A 17,130-nucleotide genomic window follows, 5' to 3' on the forward strand; every position below is an offset into this window, starting at 1 on the left:
GTTAAACCAGTTTTGGAAGGGTTTTTTCGATACCAGCACGATATTGTTCATATTGAGCAGGTAATTTTAAGTTTAATCCCAATTCTTCTAAAGATTCATCTACTGTAAATCCTGGGTTATCACTCGCAATTTCAAAAAGCACTCCACCTGGTTCACGGAAATACAATGAATAAAAATAGTTTCTATCGATTTTCTCTGTAATCTGTAAACCCGCATCCATTACTTTTTTGCGAAACTCCATTAGGATATTATCATCACTTACTCTGAAAGCTACGTGGTGAACAGAACCTTTTGAAACGTGTCCTACGCCTTCGCCAGGTACTTCTACTAAATCAACAATGGCAGCTTGTTCAACAGCATCAGTTACAAAACGATAACGATTTACATGTTGTTCTAATAAACGATACCCGAAAATATCGGTAAGCACTTTAGCCGTAGCATCAATTTTATTAGTAGTAATCGTAATACTATGAAAGCCTAAAGTAGCATGCTGTGCTGTTACTTCATCAGTTTCAAATGGAGTACGAGTATCAGCTTTTTTAGGAACAATCAATTCAAATTTCAAACCGTCAGGGTCTAAGAAAGTAAGGTATTGTTCTCCAAATTTCTCAGCTACTTTATTATAAGTAACATTGTTTTGCTCGAATCTCTTTTGCCAGAATTCTAAACTTCCTTCTGGAACAGCATACCCAATTTCTGTAGCTTGACGAGTCCCTCTTCTTCCTTGTGGAATACCATCGCCCCAAGGGAAGAATGTTAATACTGTTCCTGGTTCGCCTGTTGCGTTACCATAGTAAAAGTGATATGTATTTGGGTCATCGAAATTGACAGTTTTTTTAATCATTTTCAATCCCATTACTCTTGTATAAAAGTCGTAATTTCTCTTTGCATTTCCTGCAATAGCAGTGATATGGTGCAATCCATTTATTCTATTTTCCATAATTGTTTTCCTTTTTTGTTGATACAAAGTTATCTCATCGAATATTGTTTTCTCTTGAACTAGGACAAGAAAACACAGGAATGGAAATTTATTTTTAGGAAATGCCTAAAAACAAAATAGCTTATTATTCACATGAAGGTTTTGTGAATAATAAGCTATTTTGTTCTATACTTAAGTAAGTGAGTAATTGTTTTACATTCCTATTTGGTTTACTTCACCTTCCACTCATGAATCCCCGCAGCATTATCTTTCGATAACTGTACTTCTAACTTTAAGGCTTTGGTACTTACGAGTTCAAACTGAATAGTATTGAATTTATCTTTAGCAATAGCCTCTTGATTGATTACTTTCACAGGAAGCCATTGCCCATCTTTCAAGTATAATATTTTCCAAGCACTTGGCAAATAACAACCTCCCCACGGACTATCATCAAACCAATATACTTCTGATGATGATACCGTATATTCTTGGTCAAAATCATACTGAATAAATTCGGTTGAGTTTTTCTTTGGCCACCAATGGAAGAAATTACCACTTCTATCGATTGAATTTTCAACTTCATATTGGTCGTTGAGTGCTTTTAACATCATCGGACTTTTGATGGAAGCCAATACTTTACTTTTACTAGCTATGGTCGGAGCAGGCTTTGGTTTTGATGCCGACGCTTCAAAAGGAATCCAAACTTGCATTTCTGACGAACCACGATTTGCCCATGTATAATATGGAATAGCGATTACTTTCTGCTGTGTTTTAATCAATTCATTACTATTGATTTGTCTTTTAGTCGACGAACCATCCATTTCTAAGGCCATCACACCATTCAATAAACTGGCTTGAAAAATAGGAGTAACTGTTGAGTTTTTGTCAACAACAATATTCAATACTGACGAATCTGCATTATCCATACCTTCTAAGCAATAAACTAACGGTCCTCGTTGTAAAGCAAATCTTAAATAATCTGCTTTTACACTATCTTTCGCTTCGATTTTCTTTACTTCCATCGGTAAATCCAAACTTAGCTTATCGCCTTTCACCCAAGTACGATTAATCACAGCATAGCCTTTTTCGATGGAATATTTTGCAGGTTTTCCATTTAATAGAAGTGTAAAATCGGCACTTTTGCTTTTATCTTGATACAAATCGCCTTGAATAGGTTGATTTTTTGCCCAACCCGGAATACGAATATGAATGTTGAAATTAGCTTTTTTAGCTGGATTAATAATAAATTCATCTTTACCACTCCAAGGATAATTGGTTTCTTGATGGATAGCAACTTTTGTATTCGTTAATTGAATATCGGTATCCCCCCCTACGAATAAATTAATGTATAAATCGTTCTGATTTTGAGCATATGCATACCCTGGTACGGATGGCAAAAAGCGAGTCATGTTAGAAATACAACAAGCACAGTCATACCAAGTTCTACGTTGATGTTGCCCCATTGAAGCCAGCGGATTTGGATAAAAGAATTTATCGCCTGTTAAAGAAATGCCAGAAAGTAAACCATTATAGAGCGTACGTTCTAATACATCAATGTATTTGGCGTCTCCGTGGAGTAAAAACATTCTATTATTCCAATACACGTTGGCGATGGCCGCACAAGTTTCAGCGTATGCACTCATATTGGGTAAATCATAATCTGCCCCAAAGGCTTCTCCGTTACCTGTAGCTCCTATACCACCTGTGATGTAAATTTTTTTATCAACTACATCATTCCAAATATCATCAATAGCACTTAAGTATTGCTTGTCGCCAGTCAAAGCTGCTACATCAGCCATGCCTGTATACATATAAGTTGCTCGAACGGCATGTCCCACTGCTGTATGCTGATCTACTACTTTTTTATGGGACTGACTGTATTCTTGGTTCAAATGTCCTTCTTTACCTCTTAAATCCAGAAAGAATTTTGCTAAAGTCAAGTACTCCTTTTTGCCAGTTACTCTATATAATCGGGTTAAACCAGTCTCTACGATTTGGTGACCGGGAAAACGTTCTTCTTTGCCCCAGCCAAACGTTTTTACTAATAAGTCAGCATTTTTAGTAGCAATATTCAGTAAGTTCTTTTTGCCAGTAGCTTGATAATGTGCTACTGCAGCTTCATAAAGATGCCCCGCATTGTATAATTCATGACTTAGGTCTTCTTCTTTTTCCCAACGTTTTGTACCAATCCACTCATGTGGTTTGGCAATTTTCATGGTTCTGAAAGTATATAAATAGCCGTCTGGTTCTTGGGCGGCTCCGATATTGCTAATTAAGGTATCCAAGTATTTTTCAAGGGCAATATCTTTTTTAGTTTGAAGACTATATGATGCCCCTTCTATTACTTTATACAAATCGGTATCATCAAATGTATAAGTAGTACTTTTTTCAGCGGGCATTTTTCCTGCTGCTTTGGCAAAATTATCAATCCGTCCTGTTATTTTACATTGGTTTAATGTATAGGGAATGGTTACCTCGGCATTGATTTTCATTTTAGGTAACCAAAAATTATCCTTAAAGTGTACTTGTGTAAAAGTGACAGGTTGAATAGGATAATCATTGTGTTGTGCCTCAGTTTCATTGATAAAAAATGAAAAAAGAGCCACTAAAGTAAATAGCCTTTTGAAAGATAATGATGACATATTTTTGAGTATTTATGGCTAATGATGATATTTATGATTGAACCTTCTTGCCTAGAAAAAGATAATAAGCTGGAATACCTAACAATACAATTACTAAACCTGGCAACGTAAATGAAGGACGATATATCAATAATGAAATACTAATTACTGATGCCGAAACGATGTAAATAAGAGGTAAAAAAGGATAGCCAAAGGCTTTGTAGGGACGAGGTAAGTTGGGTTGTGTAATGCGTAATCTGAAAATTCCGATAATAGTTAGTATATAAAAAATCAGTACAGCAAAGATTACATAATCAAGTAATTCACCATAGCGACCACTCAAGCAAAGTATAGATGCCCAAATGCATTGTATCCACAACGCTTTTTCGGGTACGCCATTTTTATTAAGTTGAGCTACTTGTTTAAAAAACAAGCCATCTTTTGCCATGCTGTAATACACTCTCGCACCTGATAAAATCAGACCGTTATCACAACCAAAAGTAGAAATCATTAGAAAAACAGCAATAACGATTGTACCCACCTCTCCGAAAATATGTTGTGATGCCACCATGCCTACTCTATCATTTTCAGCGGTAGCGATTTCTTGTAGAGATAATACGTTCAGATACATTACATTGCACAGAAAATAAGTCGCCGTTACGATAAGTGTTCCTAAGAATAAACTTAACCCAATATTTCGTTCAGGTCTTTTAATTTCGCCTGCAATAAAAGTAACGTTATTCCAAGAATCACTACTAAATAAACTACCAACCATACTAGCTGCGATAGCACCCATAAAAGCCATATTAGAATATGGTAAGGATGAAATGCCGTCAAATTGGAAAAGAGAAAAACCTGTATGCCAATTGGCTTCCCAAATTTCTTTTTTGGCAGCTATGGTAAACCCAAAGATAATCAGTCCGAATAATGCTATAATTTTGATGAGTGTCAGTATTGTTTGAATGGTTTTTCCTTCTTTCACACCACGCGTATTGATATACGTTAACAAGGAAACCATTAATATTGAAGTAAGTTGAGCAGCCGAAACTTTGAATAATCTAAGGTCGAACAAGATATTTTTTTCACTGAGAAAAGGAAAAATATAAGCTGAAAATTTACTGAAAGCCACTCCCACAGCAGCAATAGAGCCTGTTTGGATGACGGCAAAGAAACTCCACCCATACAAAAAGCCAACAAGGGGATTGAAGGCTTCTTTTAAATAAATATACTGTCCGCCTGCCTTAGGAAACATGGCACTCAGTTCTCCGTAACTTACGGCAGCAATTAAGGTTAATAGCCCTGTTATCAACCAAATGACTAACAGCCAACCCGCAGAACCTACATTGCGGGTAATATCGGCACTCACTATAAAAATCCCTGAGCCAATCATAGAACCCGCAACAATCATGGTGGCATCCAATAAACTCAACGAACGTTTGAATGTACTTGAATTTTGTTCAGCCGAGGGGTCTATAGTAGTTGGTTGATTCATATTGCTCAGGTTGTATGATGAATTTATTTGTTACAATACTTGGAAACCATAAGCATAAGGATCGTCTTCATCGTCAATATTGATAGTATTATAGCCATAAATTCTAGCCCAACCTTCAATACTTGGTCTGATGGCTGGTTTACCCCCAACAGTAGTTTCTTCTTCTATTCGACCAATGAACTTTGAGCCAATGATACTTTCATGCACAAAATTATCTCCTTTTTTTAGTTTGCCTTTAGCATACCACTGCGCCATTCTAGCAGAAGTACCAGTACCACATGGTGAACGGTCGATGGCCTTATCCCCATAAAAAACAGCATTTCTAGCCGTAGAACTAGGGTCGAGTATGTCGCCAGTCCACAATATATGCGAACAGCCGTTGATGGTTTCATTATCAGGATGAACGAATGTATATTGCTCGTTGATTCGTTTACGCATTACTCTACTCCAACTAATCAATTGGTCAGCAGTATAATGTTGTAAACCCTTAAAGTTCTCTTGAACATCCACAATGGCATAAAAATTACCGCCATAAGATACATCTACTGTCAATGTTCCCAAATCAGGGCATTCTATACTGATATTTTCAGCAGCTAAAAATGACGCTACATTAGTCAGTTTTACGCTTTTCACTTTATTCCCTTCCTGTTTATATTCAATCATTACCAAGCCCGCAGGAGCTTCCATTCTGATAATGCCTTTGGTTTTAGGAATGATTAAACCTTCTTCAATAGCAATAGTTATTGTACCTATCGTTCCATGTCCGCACATAGGTAAACAACCACTTGTTTCTATGAAGAGGACAGCGACATCATTTTCAGGATTGTGTGGGGGAAACAAAATACTTCCACTCATCATGTCATGCCCACGAGGTTCAAACATCAAGCCTTGTCTAATCCAGTCATATTCTTTTAAAAAGTGCTGTCTTTTTTCACTCATGTTTTCACCAATGAGTGTTGGTCCACCGCCTGCTACTAATCTGACAGGATTTCCACATGTATGAGCATCAATGCAAAAGAATGTTTTTTTCAAAGTATTGTATGGTTAAGTAATCGAAATGCGTAAGGTATTGTGTGTATGCTGTAAAGAATAAAGTTTGTTGATGAAATTTTAATAAAAACAGCTTACAGAAAATAATCGAATTTAACATCCGAGAACCCACTAAAGGATTCTCGGTGTGTTAAGCATTAAAATTATATATATGATTTGGTTTAAGAATTCTGTTTCTAAGAATACTTTACTAAACGTTAAACTAAACAAAAAATTAGTCAATCACAATAGACTTATAATCTGGCAATGTTGGTCTTGTTGCTATTCCAGTATTAATGATGTTCAAAATTGTCTCTCTTTCTTCACCGATTAAAGTTAGTCTTGGAGGTCTAACGGCCTCGCTTCCTATCCCTACTTGGGCCTCTGCTAATTTGATATATTGTACTAACTTAGGGTGAATATCAAGCTCTAATAAAGGGATAAACCAACGATAAATACTTCTTGCTTCAGCGATTCTACCTGCTTTCACTAATTTATAAATAGCAACGGTTTCCTCTGGGAATGCACACACCAAGCCTGCTACCCAACCATCAGCACCCATTACCAATTGTTCCATCGCAATGGTATCTACCCCACAAAGAATGCTGTAACGGTCGCCAAATAGATTTCTCATACGAGTAACATTGGTTAAGTCACGCGTTGATTCTTTAACTGCTTGAATGTTTTCACAAACTACTAATTCAGAAAACATCGCTAAAGTTACTTCAATTTTATAATCAACAGGATTGTTATAAATCATAATTGGAAGCGTAGTTGAATTAGCTACTGCTTTGAAATATTCAACCGTTTCACGATGGTCTGTTTTATAACGCATAGGTGGCAACATCATCAACCCCTCTGCTCCCCATTCTTCTGCTAAACGAGCCAACTCGATAGCATCTTTAGTAGCTCCTTCTGCAATGTTTAAAATTACTGGTACTTTACCTGCTACTTTTTCAACAGTAAATTTCACTAAAGCACCTTTTTCTTCTAAACTCAATACACTTGATTCCCCTAAAGTTCCACCCAAAATAATTCCGTGAACACCTGCTTCTAACTGAAATTGTAAATTCTTATCAAAAAGCTCGAAGTCAAGCTCATCTTTTTCATTAAACTTTGTAGTAACTGCTGGGAATACTCCTTTCCAATTGATTGCCATAATTTTCTTTTATTTTTAATCAAAATTATCAATAAAATAGTGTGCAAAAATTACCATTTTTAATCAAATATAGATTGATATTAACCTATTAAAATGATAATTGCTCAGTTTGAGGCTAATACATTGTAATCTTAGGGAAAGAGCAATGATTAAACCTCATAATATCTACTTTACTTCTCTACTTTAATAATCCTACACCCAAATACTCTGCCAGCTGTTCTGCCTGCATTGGCTAATATTTTCACTTCAATCGTGCTTTTGCCTTGGATAAGCGCTGTAGGAATTGGATATACTACGTCAAAAAACTTTCCTGTAGTTCCTCCTTTTAATTCTTGGGTGGCAATTTTTGTTCCGTCGATAACAATATCAAAAAGTCTACCCTTATCATCGCCTAAGTAAGTTAATAAAAGGCTGTTTTCTATGGCAGAATTTACTTTCATCTGAAAAGAAAAGAATCCACCTGCTCTTACTTCTCTGCCTGTTTTTCCTAAGGCAATGTCCGTATAAGATTGTTCACTGGCTTTTAATTCATGGTCACGTTCGGGTTGCATTTCTCCAATTCTAAATTCATCAATCGTCATTGCCTCAATTTGCTGTTGACGTTTTTTTTCTGCTTCATATTCCGTTTGCCTATTTTGCCAATCTGCTTTCGTAAAATAGTCCCAGTAAACACTATAATGTTGCTGGTAAGTCTGATAAAATGGAATTAATGTAGCATCAAAAGGCTTCCCTACCTGCTCTATTTTGAATGTCAAGGGCTGATTGGCTACAGGTTTTAACCAATTGTTGATATTTTTATCGTCTGTCAACAAAACTGGCGTTCCATAAATGGGGTCAGGCAATTCTTTTCCTAATTGTCCTGCCAAGACCAAAGGGCCATATAAAAAAGCAATACGATTGGCATTGTCGGGCATACTTTCGGTATAGAGGGACATCGGAAAGTTAATGTCTATTTTGTCATTATTCTTCCATGTTCTGTTAATTACTAAATATCCTGACTCATCTTTTTCAGCTTTTTGTACTTCCCCATTGATATGTATATTTCCTCCTTTTGTTGCCCACCAAGGCGAACGCAGGCGTAAAGTGAAAGATTTTGGAGTTTTAGTTTGAATGGTTAAAGAAGTATTTTCGCTAGTAGGATATTGGGTATTTTGAGTAATGGTAATGCCCTTTGCTTGCCATTTGAGTACCGAAGGAATGAATAAATTGATAAACAAGCTTCCGTCAGCGCCTTCATAATAAATACTTTCTGTGTATTTAGCATGGTTTTCCATCCCACTACCCACACAGCAAGTAAAAGTATTGAAGGGTTCACTAAATTCTTTTTTTGTGCCCATTCTCAATGGTACAAAATAACACATCATCCCATTTTCAGGATTTTGTGATGCTAAGATGTGATTGTACAATGCCCTTTCGTAATAATCTCCTAATTGGCTATTAGGTTGCCAACAAAACAAATGTCTTGTGAGCTTTAGCATATTATAAGTGTTGCACGTTTCGCAAGTATTATCGCTTAGGTGATCGTTTAGTTTATGCGGCTCAGTGCAATACTCATAATTACTATTGCCCCCAATTACATAACTATGGTTATGCACCATAATATCCCAAAAGAAAGACGCAATGGTTTTATCAGATTCATTTCCTGTTAATTCATATTGTCGAGCACTGCCAATGGCTTTTGGCACATTAGTATTGGAATGTTTCCCCGCCATCGGGTCTATTTTTTTTGACAACGGCACCATGACAAAATCGTCATAGAATTTGTATGACACATCTAAATACTTTTTATTACCCGTAATAGCATAAATATTAGCCAATACATCACTCATTCCTCCGTATTCGCATTTTAACATTTTTTGCAAAAGTTCTGGTGAAAGTGGGTTTACAGTTTTTGTTGTCCAATCGGCCATGCCAGTTACCACAGCGAGGGCTTGTTGATTATCGCAATATAGGTAGGCATCTACTAATCCAGCCATTACTTTGTGGACAGTATACCAAGGACTCCAGCCTCCGTTTAAGTCGAAACCACTAGATTTTATTTCACCACGAGCAACTTTTGCAAACAGTGTATTTTCTTTGGGAATGGCACCTACATAGCCCGTTTTTCTAGCTTTTTGGCATTTTGCAAGTTCCGTTACGATATAGTCAGTTCGCTTTTTAAATTCAACATTGCCAGTAGAGGCATACATCATGGCACAAGCAGAAAGATAATGCCCCAGGGTATGTCCCGAAAGTCCTTCGCTTTCCCAACCGCCATACACAGCTCCCTTAGTAGGCAAATTGGCATTTAGATAAAAGCGGTGTAGCAAACGGTTAGGCTCTACTGTCAATAGATAAGCCGCATCTTTATCCATGGCATTTTTAAAAGGACTACCTTCCAACAGAGTGATGTCTTTAATGTTAAATGCATAAGCCTTTAATTCAGCTACTGGTTTTATTTTGAACCGTTTATCGTTTTTTTCTGGGATATAAGATTGTCCCAATAAAGTAAAGTGGAATATCAAAAGAATTGATAAAGGGAAATAGTAATATAATTTTTTCATAAAATTCGAAATCGGGTTGACCATTATAATCGTAGATACAAAGATGAAAATATTATAGTTGGAAGACTTAACGGGAATTAATAAGAAGTAGCTAAATATTAGCCTACATCAAGCTATAAAAGCCTAAAGAATAAAAATATTAAAACTTATTTAGACTTATTTCAAATAATATTTTGAAGTTTATTTTTTGCTTACTAAATTTGTTCCATAAACATTGAAGTAACAATAGTATTATCAGATGAAAATGTCAGAGAATCAATTAAATGAATTGTATAAAAACCAGAAAGGAATCACTTGGCAGTGCGATTTGACGGATAGAATTTATATAAAATTCAACGATACTCTAACGGGATTCAAAGTGAGTGACTTCCTAACTTTTCGTAGAAAAGTGCATAAGGTAGATATTCACGAGATGATATTTAATTTATCAGATGATTATGACTTTGAATTAATTCAATCTCCTAAAAATAATTTCTCTTCTCAATTAACACTCTGCGAAATCATTCAATTGCGTGATTTACTAGATGGCACAAAGTTCAGTTTAGACCTCAATTCTATGCTTTATGAGGTTTTAGGAACTGTGGAACTGGTATGATTTTTTTAGACTAATTCTATATTTCGGTAGATTTTGTATCTGATGATAACATTAGATTATATTTCGTCGTAATATTGTCAAAAAAATAAGGAATCACATAACTATATTGATATGAAAGATTTAATTCGTCTCCGTACTTCGCTCAAAGAGGAAATAGAACTAGTGTTGAACGCACAATGCAAAATGGAAGCAGAGGCTTCTCAAAAATATCTAGCAATGGCTTCATGGTTAGATAGAAATGGTTTTGAGAAAGCAGGAGAGTATTTATATGCACAAGCTGAGGAAGAAAGAACACACTTTTTGAAAATTTTCAAATATATTAACGAAGTTGGAGGTACAGCTATTACACCAACGCTTGAAGAAGTTGCTCAAGAATATATTTCAATCAAGCAAGTGTTTGAAATGGCTTTACAAGGCGAAATAGCAGTAACTAATTCTATTAATAGAATTATTGCTAAATGTCGTGAAGTAAACGACTATGCTACTGAAAATTTTATGATGTGGTTTGTAAAAGAACAACGTGAAGAAGAGAAAAATGCTCGTCGTGCATTAGAATTATTTGAATTGATTGAGGTAGAAAGCGCTACTGGTAAATTTGTTCTGGATAAAGAAATTGCTAAAATAGGCAGTGAAGAATAAGAAAAAATTCTTTTATAATTACTGTCAATTAAAACTCCTCTAATTATAGCCTTCAAATTAATTTTGAAGGCTATTTTTTTTATAATTTAAAAAAAATAAGCTAAAAATTTATAAAAAAAACTACAGAAAAAGTAAGTAACTATAAAAAGAGTTTTTTTATAATAAAAAAATCTCTTCGATTAGCCCTCCTTTATATGGTATACTCTCTCTTTTTATTCACTAATAAAACTAAGAAGAATTTAAAGCATCAATTTTCAACATTAAAATACTTTTTCCCTCATTTTATCACAAAGAATCAAATGTTAATAATATATTAATAAAATAATATATTTGGTAAAATTTTTGCTATTTTTCCATAAGATAGTACCATTGTAAATCAATTAATTACTGTAACCGCCAAAACTTTAAGTACTGTTTACCATAACCATGAACGATAAACATATATATATATTCCTTTTTGTATTACTTAAGCATACATTCCTTTTCTCGCAAGAATTTAAACCAGTATTTCAGCGTATATCTACCAAAGACGGTTTGTCCCAAAGCCACGTCAGCGCTATCACTATGAGCAAAAAAGGCTTTATGTGGTTTGCTACCGACGAAGGCCTTAATAAATACGATGGTTATAAGTTTACGATTTACAAGCACCAGCGAGAAAATAAGAATAGCATTAGTGATAACTATATTTATGATCTATTAGAAGATCATAATGGAGATTTATGGGTTGCCACAGCCGTTGGACTTGATAAATTTAATCAGGAGAAAGGAATATTTGAGCATTTTTTCAAAGAAAATCATAGACTGATCATCCGTGATATATTTGAAGATAGCAAGAATAGGATGTGGTTAGGAACCACTACAGGGATATATTTATTAGGAAATCAAAAAAATACGTATATCCAACTTAGGCATCATGAACATATTAAAAATAGCCTTAGTAGTGATTTTGTGTATAGATTAGAAGAAGACCAGTTTGGTAATATTTGGGCTGGAACCAAAGAAGGGTTGAATAAATATAACCCTGATAAGAAAGAGTTTACTCATTTTTTTCATGAGGCTAATAATCCTAAAAGTGTTGCTGCCGATTGGATAAAAGCACTTTTTTTAGATAGTCAGAAAAACCTGTGGATTGGTACTCTAACAGGTGGTGTTTCAAAATATAACCCTAAAGACAATACTTTTACCAATTATGTAAACGACCCGAAAAATCCTAATAGCTTGTGCTATAATGATGTGCTATCTTTTATGGAAGATAAAAACGGAAATTTATGGATTGGTACAGAGAACGGTGGAATAAGTATCTTCAATGTAAGAACGAATAAATTTAATACCGTTGCTTTTAATATCTATGACGATAGTAGTTTGAGCAACAATTCGGTGTATTGCCTTTATCAAGATTCCATTGGTAATATTTGGATAGGTACTTATTCTGGAGGGATTAGCTTTTTACCAAAATTTGGGAATAAGTTTACTTTTTTGAAGCAAACAGTAGATAAAAATGGCTTGAATAATAGTAGTATTTTGAGCATTTTAGAACATGGAGACGATAAAATTTGGTTAGGAACAGATGGCGGTGGATTGAATGTATTTGATAGAAAAATAAACAAATTTTCAGCATATACTCATGACCATACCAATAAAAATAGCATCAATTCTGATTTCGTGCTATCTATGGTGGAATTAGATAAAGACTTATTAGCATTAGGTTTTTTTATAGGAGGCTTCGATTTGTTTAATACCAAGACAAAACAATTCGTACATCATGTACCTGATGCTAAAAATAAAAACTCGGTGTCTTCTAATAGTATCTTTACAATGCTTAAAAGCAAAGACAACAACCTTTGGCTAGGTACTTGGACGGGTGGATTGGGATATTATGACATAAAAAATAAACGATTTACAAATTATTTACACAATCCGAAGGACCCTCATAGTATTTGCAATAACTATGTTAAAGCCATTTATGAAACTGATGGAGATGACCTTTGGCTAGGAACAGAAGATGGATTAGAACTTTTTAATAAAAAAACAAAAATATTTACCCATTTCAGAGCCAACCCTAATAACCCGAATAGTTTGAGTAATAATAATATTCAGACGATTAAAGAAGCTAAAAAAGGCTTTTTATGGGTGGGTACTACCCAAGGTTTGTGTTTGTTGAATCTAAAAACTAAAACTTTCCAGACTTTTACGGAAAAAGATGGATTGCCAAACGATTTTATTAATGCTATCCTAGAAGATGAAAAAGGTATTTTTTGGATGAGTACTAATAAAGGGATTTCAGCGTATAATCCTTTGACAAAAACATTCAAAAACTATAATATTTCAGACGGGCTACAAGGCAATGAATTTAAACCAAGAGCAGCTTATAAAACCCATAGTGGCGAAATGTTTTTTGGTGGGCCTAATGGCGTAAACTTCTTTAATCCAGATAGTTTAAAAGATAATACCTTTATTCCTCCTGTATTTATTACTGATTTTCAGATTTTCAATAAATCTGTTGTGGTAGGTGCCGAGGACTCTCCGCTTACGAGTCATATTAACGAAATGAAGAAGATAGTTTTAAATTATAAACAATCTGTTTTCTCATTTGAATATGCAGCCTTGAACTATACGTTACCTTTAAAAAATGAATATGCTTATAAATTAGATGGTTTTGATAAAGACTGGGTATACGCTGGTGGTAGACGAACAGCAACCTATACGAATCTTGACCCAGGAACGTATATATTCAATGTAAAAGCTTCTAATAATGATGGTATCTGGAATGAAAAAGGGACATCTATTACCATAGAAATTTTGCCGCCATTTTGGGCAACATGGTGGTTCCGTATGTTGGGTATATTGTTAATCTTAGGGTTAGCGATAAGTTTTTATAGGTACAGAATTAATTTAGTACAAAAACAAAAATATAAGCTAGAGCAAGAAGTAGAGATAAGAACAGCTCAACTATTAAAATCTACACAAGATGAGCTGAAAGCACGACAAGAAGCAGAAAGAGCTAATAAAGCCAAAAGTGTTTTTTTAGCGACCATGAGTCATGAAATTCGTACTCCTTTGAATGGGATTATTGGTATGGCATCATTGCTAGAGGAAACACCTTTGAATGAAGAACAGAAGAGTTATTCTGATACGATTCATGCTTGTGGAGAAGGATTGCTTACGGTTATCAATGATATTTTAGATTTTTCTAAAATTGAATCTGGTAAAATGGAATTAGATGAGCATGATTTCAACCTAAGAAATTGTATTGAAGAAGTGTTGGATGTTTTTGCTGCAAAGGTATCAACGCTTAATCTTGATTTATTATACCAGATAGAATGGGATGTACCTATTCAGATTATTGGTGATAACCTCCGTTTACGCCAAATTCTATTAAATCTTATTGGAAATGCAATAAAGTTTACGCACGAAGGAGAAGTTTTTGTGCGAGTTTTTATCGTTGGAACCAAAGAAAATGATGAAATTGAATTAGGTTTCGAGGTCAGAGACTCAGGTATTGGCATTCCACCTGATAAGTTAGACAAACTTTTTAAACCATTCTCGCAAGTTGATTCTTCTACTACTAGAAGATATGGTGGTACGGGATTAGGACTAATTATCAGCGAGAAAATCGTTAATTTAATGGGGGGCTCTATTCAGGTAGAAAGCCAAGTAGGCAAGGGAACTACGTTTAAATTCAAGATTAATACGCGTACTAGTTCCGCTCAGCTTACTACTTTCCCTTTTAACCTTGAAGTGTTAAGAAATAAAAAAGTATTGGTTGTTGACGATAATATGACAAACCTTAGTATTCTGAAAGGGCAGTTAGAACATTGGAATATGTGCGTTACCTTGACGTCATCTCCGAAAGAAGGTATTGGCTTAATCGAAGCTAAAGAAGTGTTTGATTTAATAATAACGGATATGCAAATGCCTGATATTGATGGTATTGCTTTTGCTTTGGCAGTTCAACGACTAAATCCTTTTTTACCAATTATCTTATTAAGTTCGGTATCAGATACTTTTCATCGAGAATATCCCAATTTGTTTAAATCAGTGTTGATGAAGCCTGTTAAACAGCATATCCTCTGTAAAAGTATTCATGATAATTTAATGAAAAGTGAACAACCAAAAATAATAGATAAATCAGGGACAACTGTGCCAGCGCAAAAGTTAAATAATGATTTTTCTGAAAACTATCCAATGAAGATTTTGGTTGCAGAAGATTATGTTATGAATCAGAAACTAGCCTTGAGAATTTTAAGTAAACTTGGTTTTCAGGCAGATTTAGCGGAAAATGGTATAGAAGTACTAGAGGCTTTTGAACGAGAGTATTATGATTTAATTTTAATGGATATGCAAATGCCTGAAATGGATGGCATAGAAGCAACCATTAAGCTTAGAGCAATGGATATGCCACAGCCAGTAATTATTGCAATGACAGCGAATACCTTAGAAGAAAGCAAAGAAGAATGTATGAAAGCAGGAATGGATGATTATATAAGTAAACCAATTAATCTTGATTTCTTGATTAGTGTATTAGAAAAGTGGGGCAAAAAAATCAAGACAGAAAAAGAATTATCATAAAAACCATGCTGTTGATAGTGCCAATCCATGTTGAGAAAAGATGGATTGGCACTTTTTTATTTATAAAATTTTATTGCCAGGAAGTACTTTCTTAAAATCTCCTCCATGAGGTAAATCGTTTATTGGGTTGATTCGGAACACTTCTTTACTTACGATTCTCTGCATAACGATTTCGACCAATGTCGTACTATTGGGTTTTAATATATAGTCGAACATGGTTTTATCGGCCTTAATTTCACAAGGTACATAACGTACAAAACCTTCGGAAGGTCTGGGAATGATTTTCAACCCTAATTTATTAATACCCTTTTGCTTACGCCGTATTTCTTTCTTGCCACTTTTTATAGCCTCAGTTCCTTTCAAAATATCATAGTTTAAGTAATACGTGATATTCTCACTATTGTTTTTATTCTTCTGTCTGTCTTCAAAAAAGCCCTCTGGTAAGTGATTAGGGTCATTTTCATCTCCTGCAGAAATGATTAAATCATAGTCTTTTATCGGATAACCTTCTGTATCAATTACCCTAAAAATAACCATGCAGTATTGGTCATGAATAAAATAACGTCTAGCAATGAAAAAGCTACTTTCAATTTCTAACTGTTCATTTTTTAAAACTTCTTTGGTCTCTCTTTCAAATTGTTTATAAAGGTTATTATAATCTGTCTTTGTTCGTACATTGATACAATCTAGAATTGCTTTTATTGTCTCCCGACTTTCTTCATTATCCGAAATCCTGACACTATTGATAATGCCCATATCTTGGCCAGAATGTGATTTTCCTTTAATAATTCTTAAAGGAGTTTTGGGAGACTGTTTATAAATAGAAATCTCAAAATCTTTCGTAACAAGGGGGCTTGTTGAAATAGGATATGGTTGCTGTAAGCATACATAGTTACTTTCTAGATTGGCTGCTGCTACCCTTACAACTCCGTCAGAACCTAATTCTCCTGTATAAGCATTTAAGTTATCATATAACTTCCTATCAATAGATTGTCCAATCAGTACAAATGGAAAAACATGTTCAGGATTAATATTATCCTCATTACTATTAATCCAGTCTTTGTTCAAAGCCCAAGCTTCAATACTGCCTAGTTCGAGCCAATCCAAGACACCTTGCCCAGGTTCAACTGCACTAAACCAAGATTTTAGTCGCCCTACTCTTCCTTTTCCTAGTTGCGCTAGTGCCGAACCAAAATTAGCAGGAGCTAGCATAATCAGGTGGCTCATCGGACATTGAGGACTACTATCTGAAGAATATCTTTTCCACCAGTCGCGAATTACTGGCCCACCTGTAGAATGAGTGATACAGATAAATCTTTCGTTATTATTAATTTGGGAATCCAGTTTATCTTTTATCGCAGTTTCAAAAGCTCTGGAAATATCTTTCAATCGAACTTCATCATGAAAACTGATGTATTGTCCAAGAAATATTTCCTCAACACTCATCTCAAAGCCATTAGCCAAGGCTTCATTTTGTAGCCGAGTGGGCAATTCTCCATAAGTATCAAGGTTGGTGACACTCCATCCATGAACAAAAACAACAATTAATTTAGACATAGTAAAT

Annotated in this window: 10 protein-coding genes; 3 read left to right on the top strand and 7 right to left on the bottom strand. The window is 34.8% G+C overall.

The window, feature by feature from the left end:
• Position 1 precedes the first annotated feature (1 nt).
• The 6 genes from AC07N0_RS17890 to AC07N0_RS17915 all read right to left on the bottom strand — a co-directional run bounded on the left by AC07N0_RS17890 (position 2) and on the right by AC07N0_RS17915 (position 9,763).
• Positions 2 to 940, bottom strand: coding sequence for a ring-cleaving dioxygenase (locus tag AC07N0_RS17890; protein ID WP_494590281.1), 939 nt, complete (start codon positions 938 to 940; stop codon positions 2 to 4).
• A gap of 209 nt (positions 941 to 1,149) precedes the next feature.
• Positions 1,150 to 3,561: a glycoside hydrolase family 127 protein gene (locus AC07N0_RS17895; protein ID WP_494590282.1), complete on the bottom strand. Its 2,412-nt coding sequence runs from the start codon at positions 3,559 to 3,561 to the stop codon at positions 1,150 to 1,152.
• Between the two features lie 31 nt (positions 3,562 to 3,592).
• The gene (locus tag AC07N0_RS17900) at positions 3,593 to 5,032 is read right to left on the bottom strand and encodes an APC family permease (protein ID WP_494590283.1); all 1,440 of its coding nucleotides are present in this window, start codon (positions 5,030 to 5,032) and stop codon (positions 3,593 to 3,595) included.
• Positions 5,033 to 5,062: 30 nt separating this feature from the next.
• On the bottom strand, positions 5,063 to 6,064 hold the full coding sequence (locus tag AC07N0_RS17905; protein ID WP_494590284.1) for a 4-hydroxyproline epimerase: 1,002 nt from the start codon (positions 6,062 to 6,064) through the stop codon (positions 5,063 to 5,065).
• Between the two features lie 232 nt (positions 6,065 to 6,296).
• On the bottom strand, positions 6,297 to 7,214 hold the full coding sequence (locus AC07N0_RS17910) for a dihydrodipicolinate synthase family protein (RefSeq protein ID WP_494590330.1): 918 nt from the start codon (positions 7,212 to 7,214) through the stop codon (positions 6,297 to 6,299).
• Positions 7,215 to 7,390: 176 nt separating this feature from the next.
• Positions 7,391 to 9,763, bottom strand: coding sequence for a beta-L-arabinofuranosidase domain-containing protein (locus AC07N0_RS17915; RefSeq protein WP_494590285.1), 2,373 nt, complete (start codon positions 9,761 to 9,763; stop codon positions 7,391 to 7,393).
• 244 nt (positions 9,764 to 10,007) lie between these two features.
• On the opposite strand from AC07N0_RS17915, the gene AC07N0_RS17920 reads away from it, so the two are divergent.
• The 3 genes from AC07N0_RS17920 (at position 10,008) to AC07N0_RS17930 (ending at position 15,566) form a co-directional block, all read left to right on the top strand.
• Entirely contained in the window at positions 10,008 to 10,358 is a 351-nt protein-coding gene (locus AC07N0_RS17920) for a hypothetical protein (protein WP_492804003.1), read from the top strand.
• Between the two features lie 111 nt (positions 10,359 to 10,469).
• Entirely contained in the window at positions 10,470 to 10,997 is a 528-nt protein-coding gene (locus tag AC07N0_RS17925; RefSeq protein WP_492804001.1) for a ferritin, read from the top strand.
• Between the two features lie 426 nt (positions 10,998 to 11,423).
• Positions 11,424 to 15,566: a hybrid sensor histidine kinase/response regulator gene (locus tag AC07N0_RS17930; RefSeq protein ID WP_494590286.1), complete on the top strand. Its 4,143-nt coding sequence runs from the start codon at positions 11,424 to 11,426 to the stop codon at positions 15,564 to 15,566.
• 60 nt (positions 15,567 to 15,626) lie between these two features.
• Here the strand turns inward: AC07N0_RS17930 and AC07N0_RS17935 are convergent, their stop codons facing one another.
• Entirely contained in the window at positions 15,627 to 17,123 is a 1,497-nt protein-coding gene (locus tag AC07N0_RS17935; protein ID WP_494590287.1) for an esterase/lipase family protein, read from the bottom strand.
• Positions 17,124 to 17,130 lie beyond the last annotated feature (7 nt).

This window comes from Arcicella sp. GW821-FHT09D11 (assembly GCF_059416265.1).

What these genes read in the sequence shown, in the direction of transcription:
- AC07N0_RS17890 (WP_494590281.1), bottom strand. Translation starts at nt 940, where the DNA reads ATGGAAAATAGAATAAATGGATTGCACCATATCACTGCTATTGCAGGA.
- AC07N0_RS17895 (WP_494590282.1), bottom strand. Translation starts at nt 3,561, where the DNA reads ATGTCATCATTATCTTTCAAAAGGCTATTTACTTTAGTGGCTCTTTTT.
- AC07N0_RS17900 (WP_494590283.1), bottom strand. Translation starts at nt 5,032, where the DNA reads ATGAATCAACCAACTACTATAGACCCCTCGGCTGAACAAAATTCAAGT.
- AC07N0_RS17915 (WP_494590285.1), bottom strand. Translation starts at nt 9,763, where the DNA reads ATGAAAAAATTATATTACTATTTCCCTTTATCAATTCTTTTGATATTC.
- AC07N0_RS17920 (WP_492804003.1), top strand. Translation starts at nt 10,008, where the DNA reads ATGTCAGAGAATCAATTAAATGAATTGTATAAAAACCAGAAAGGAATC.
- AC07N0_RS17925 (WP_492804001.1), top strand. Translation starts at nt 10,470, where the DNA reads ATGAAAGATTTAATTCGTCTCCGTACTTCGCTCAAAGAGGAAATAGAA.
- AC07N0_RS17930 (WP_494590286.1), top strand. Translation starts at nt 11,424, where the DNA reads ATGAACGATAAACATATATATATATTCCTTTTTGTATTACTTAAGCAT.
- AC07N0_RS17935 (WP_494590287.1), bottom strand. Translation starts at nt 17,123, where the DNA reads ATGTCTAAATTAATTGTTGTTTTTGTTCATGGATGGAGTGTCACCAAC.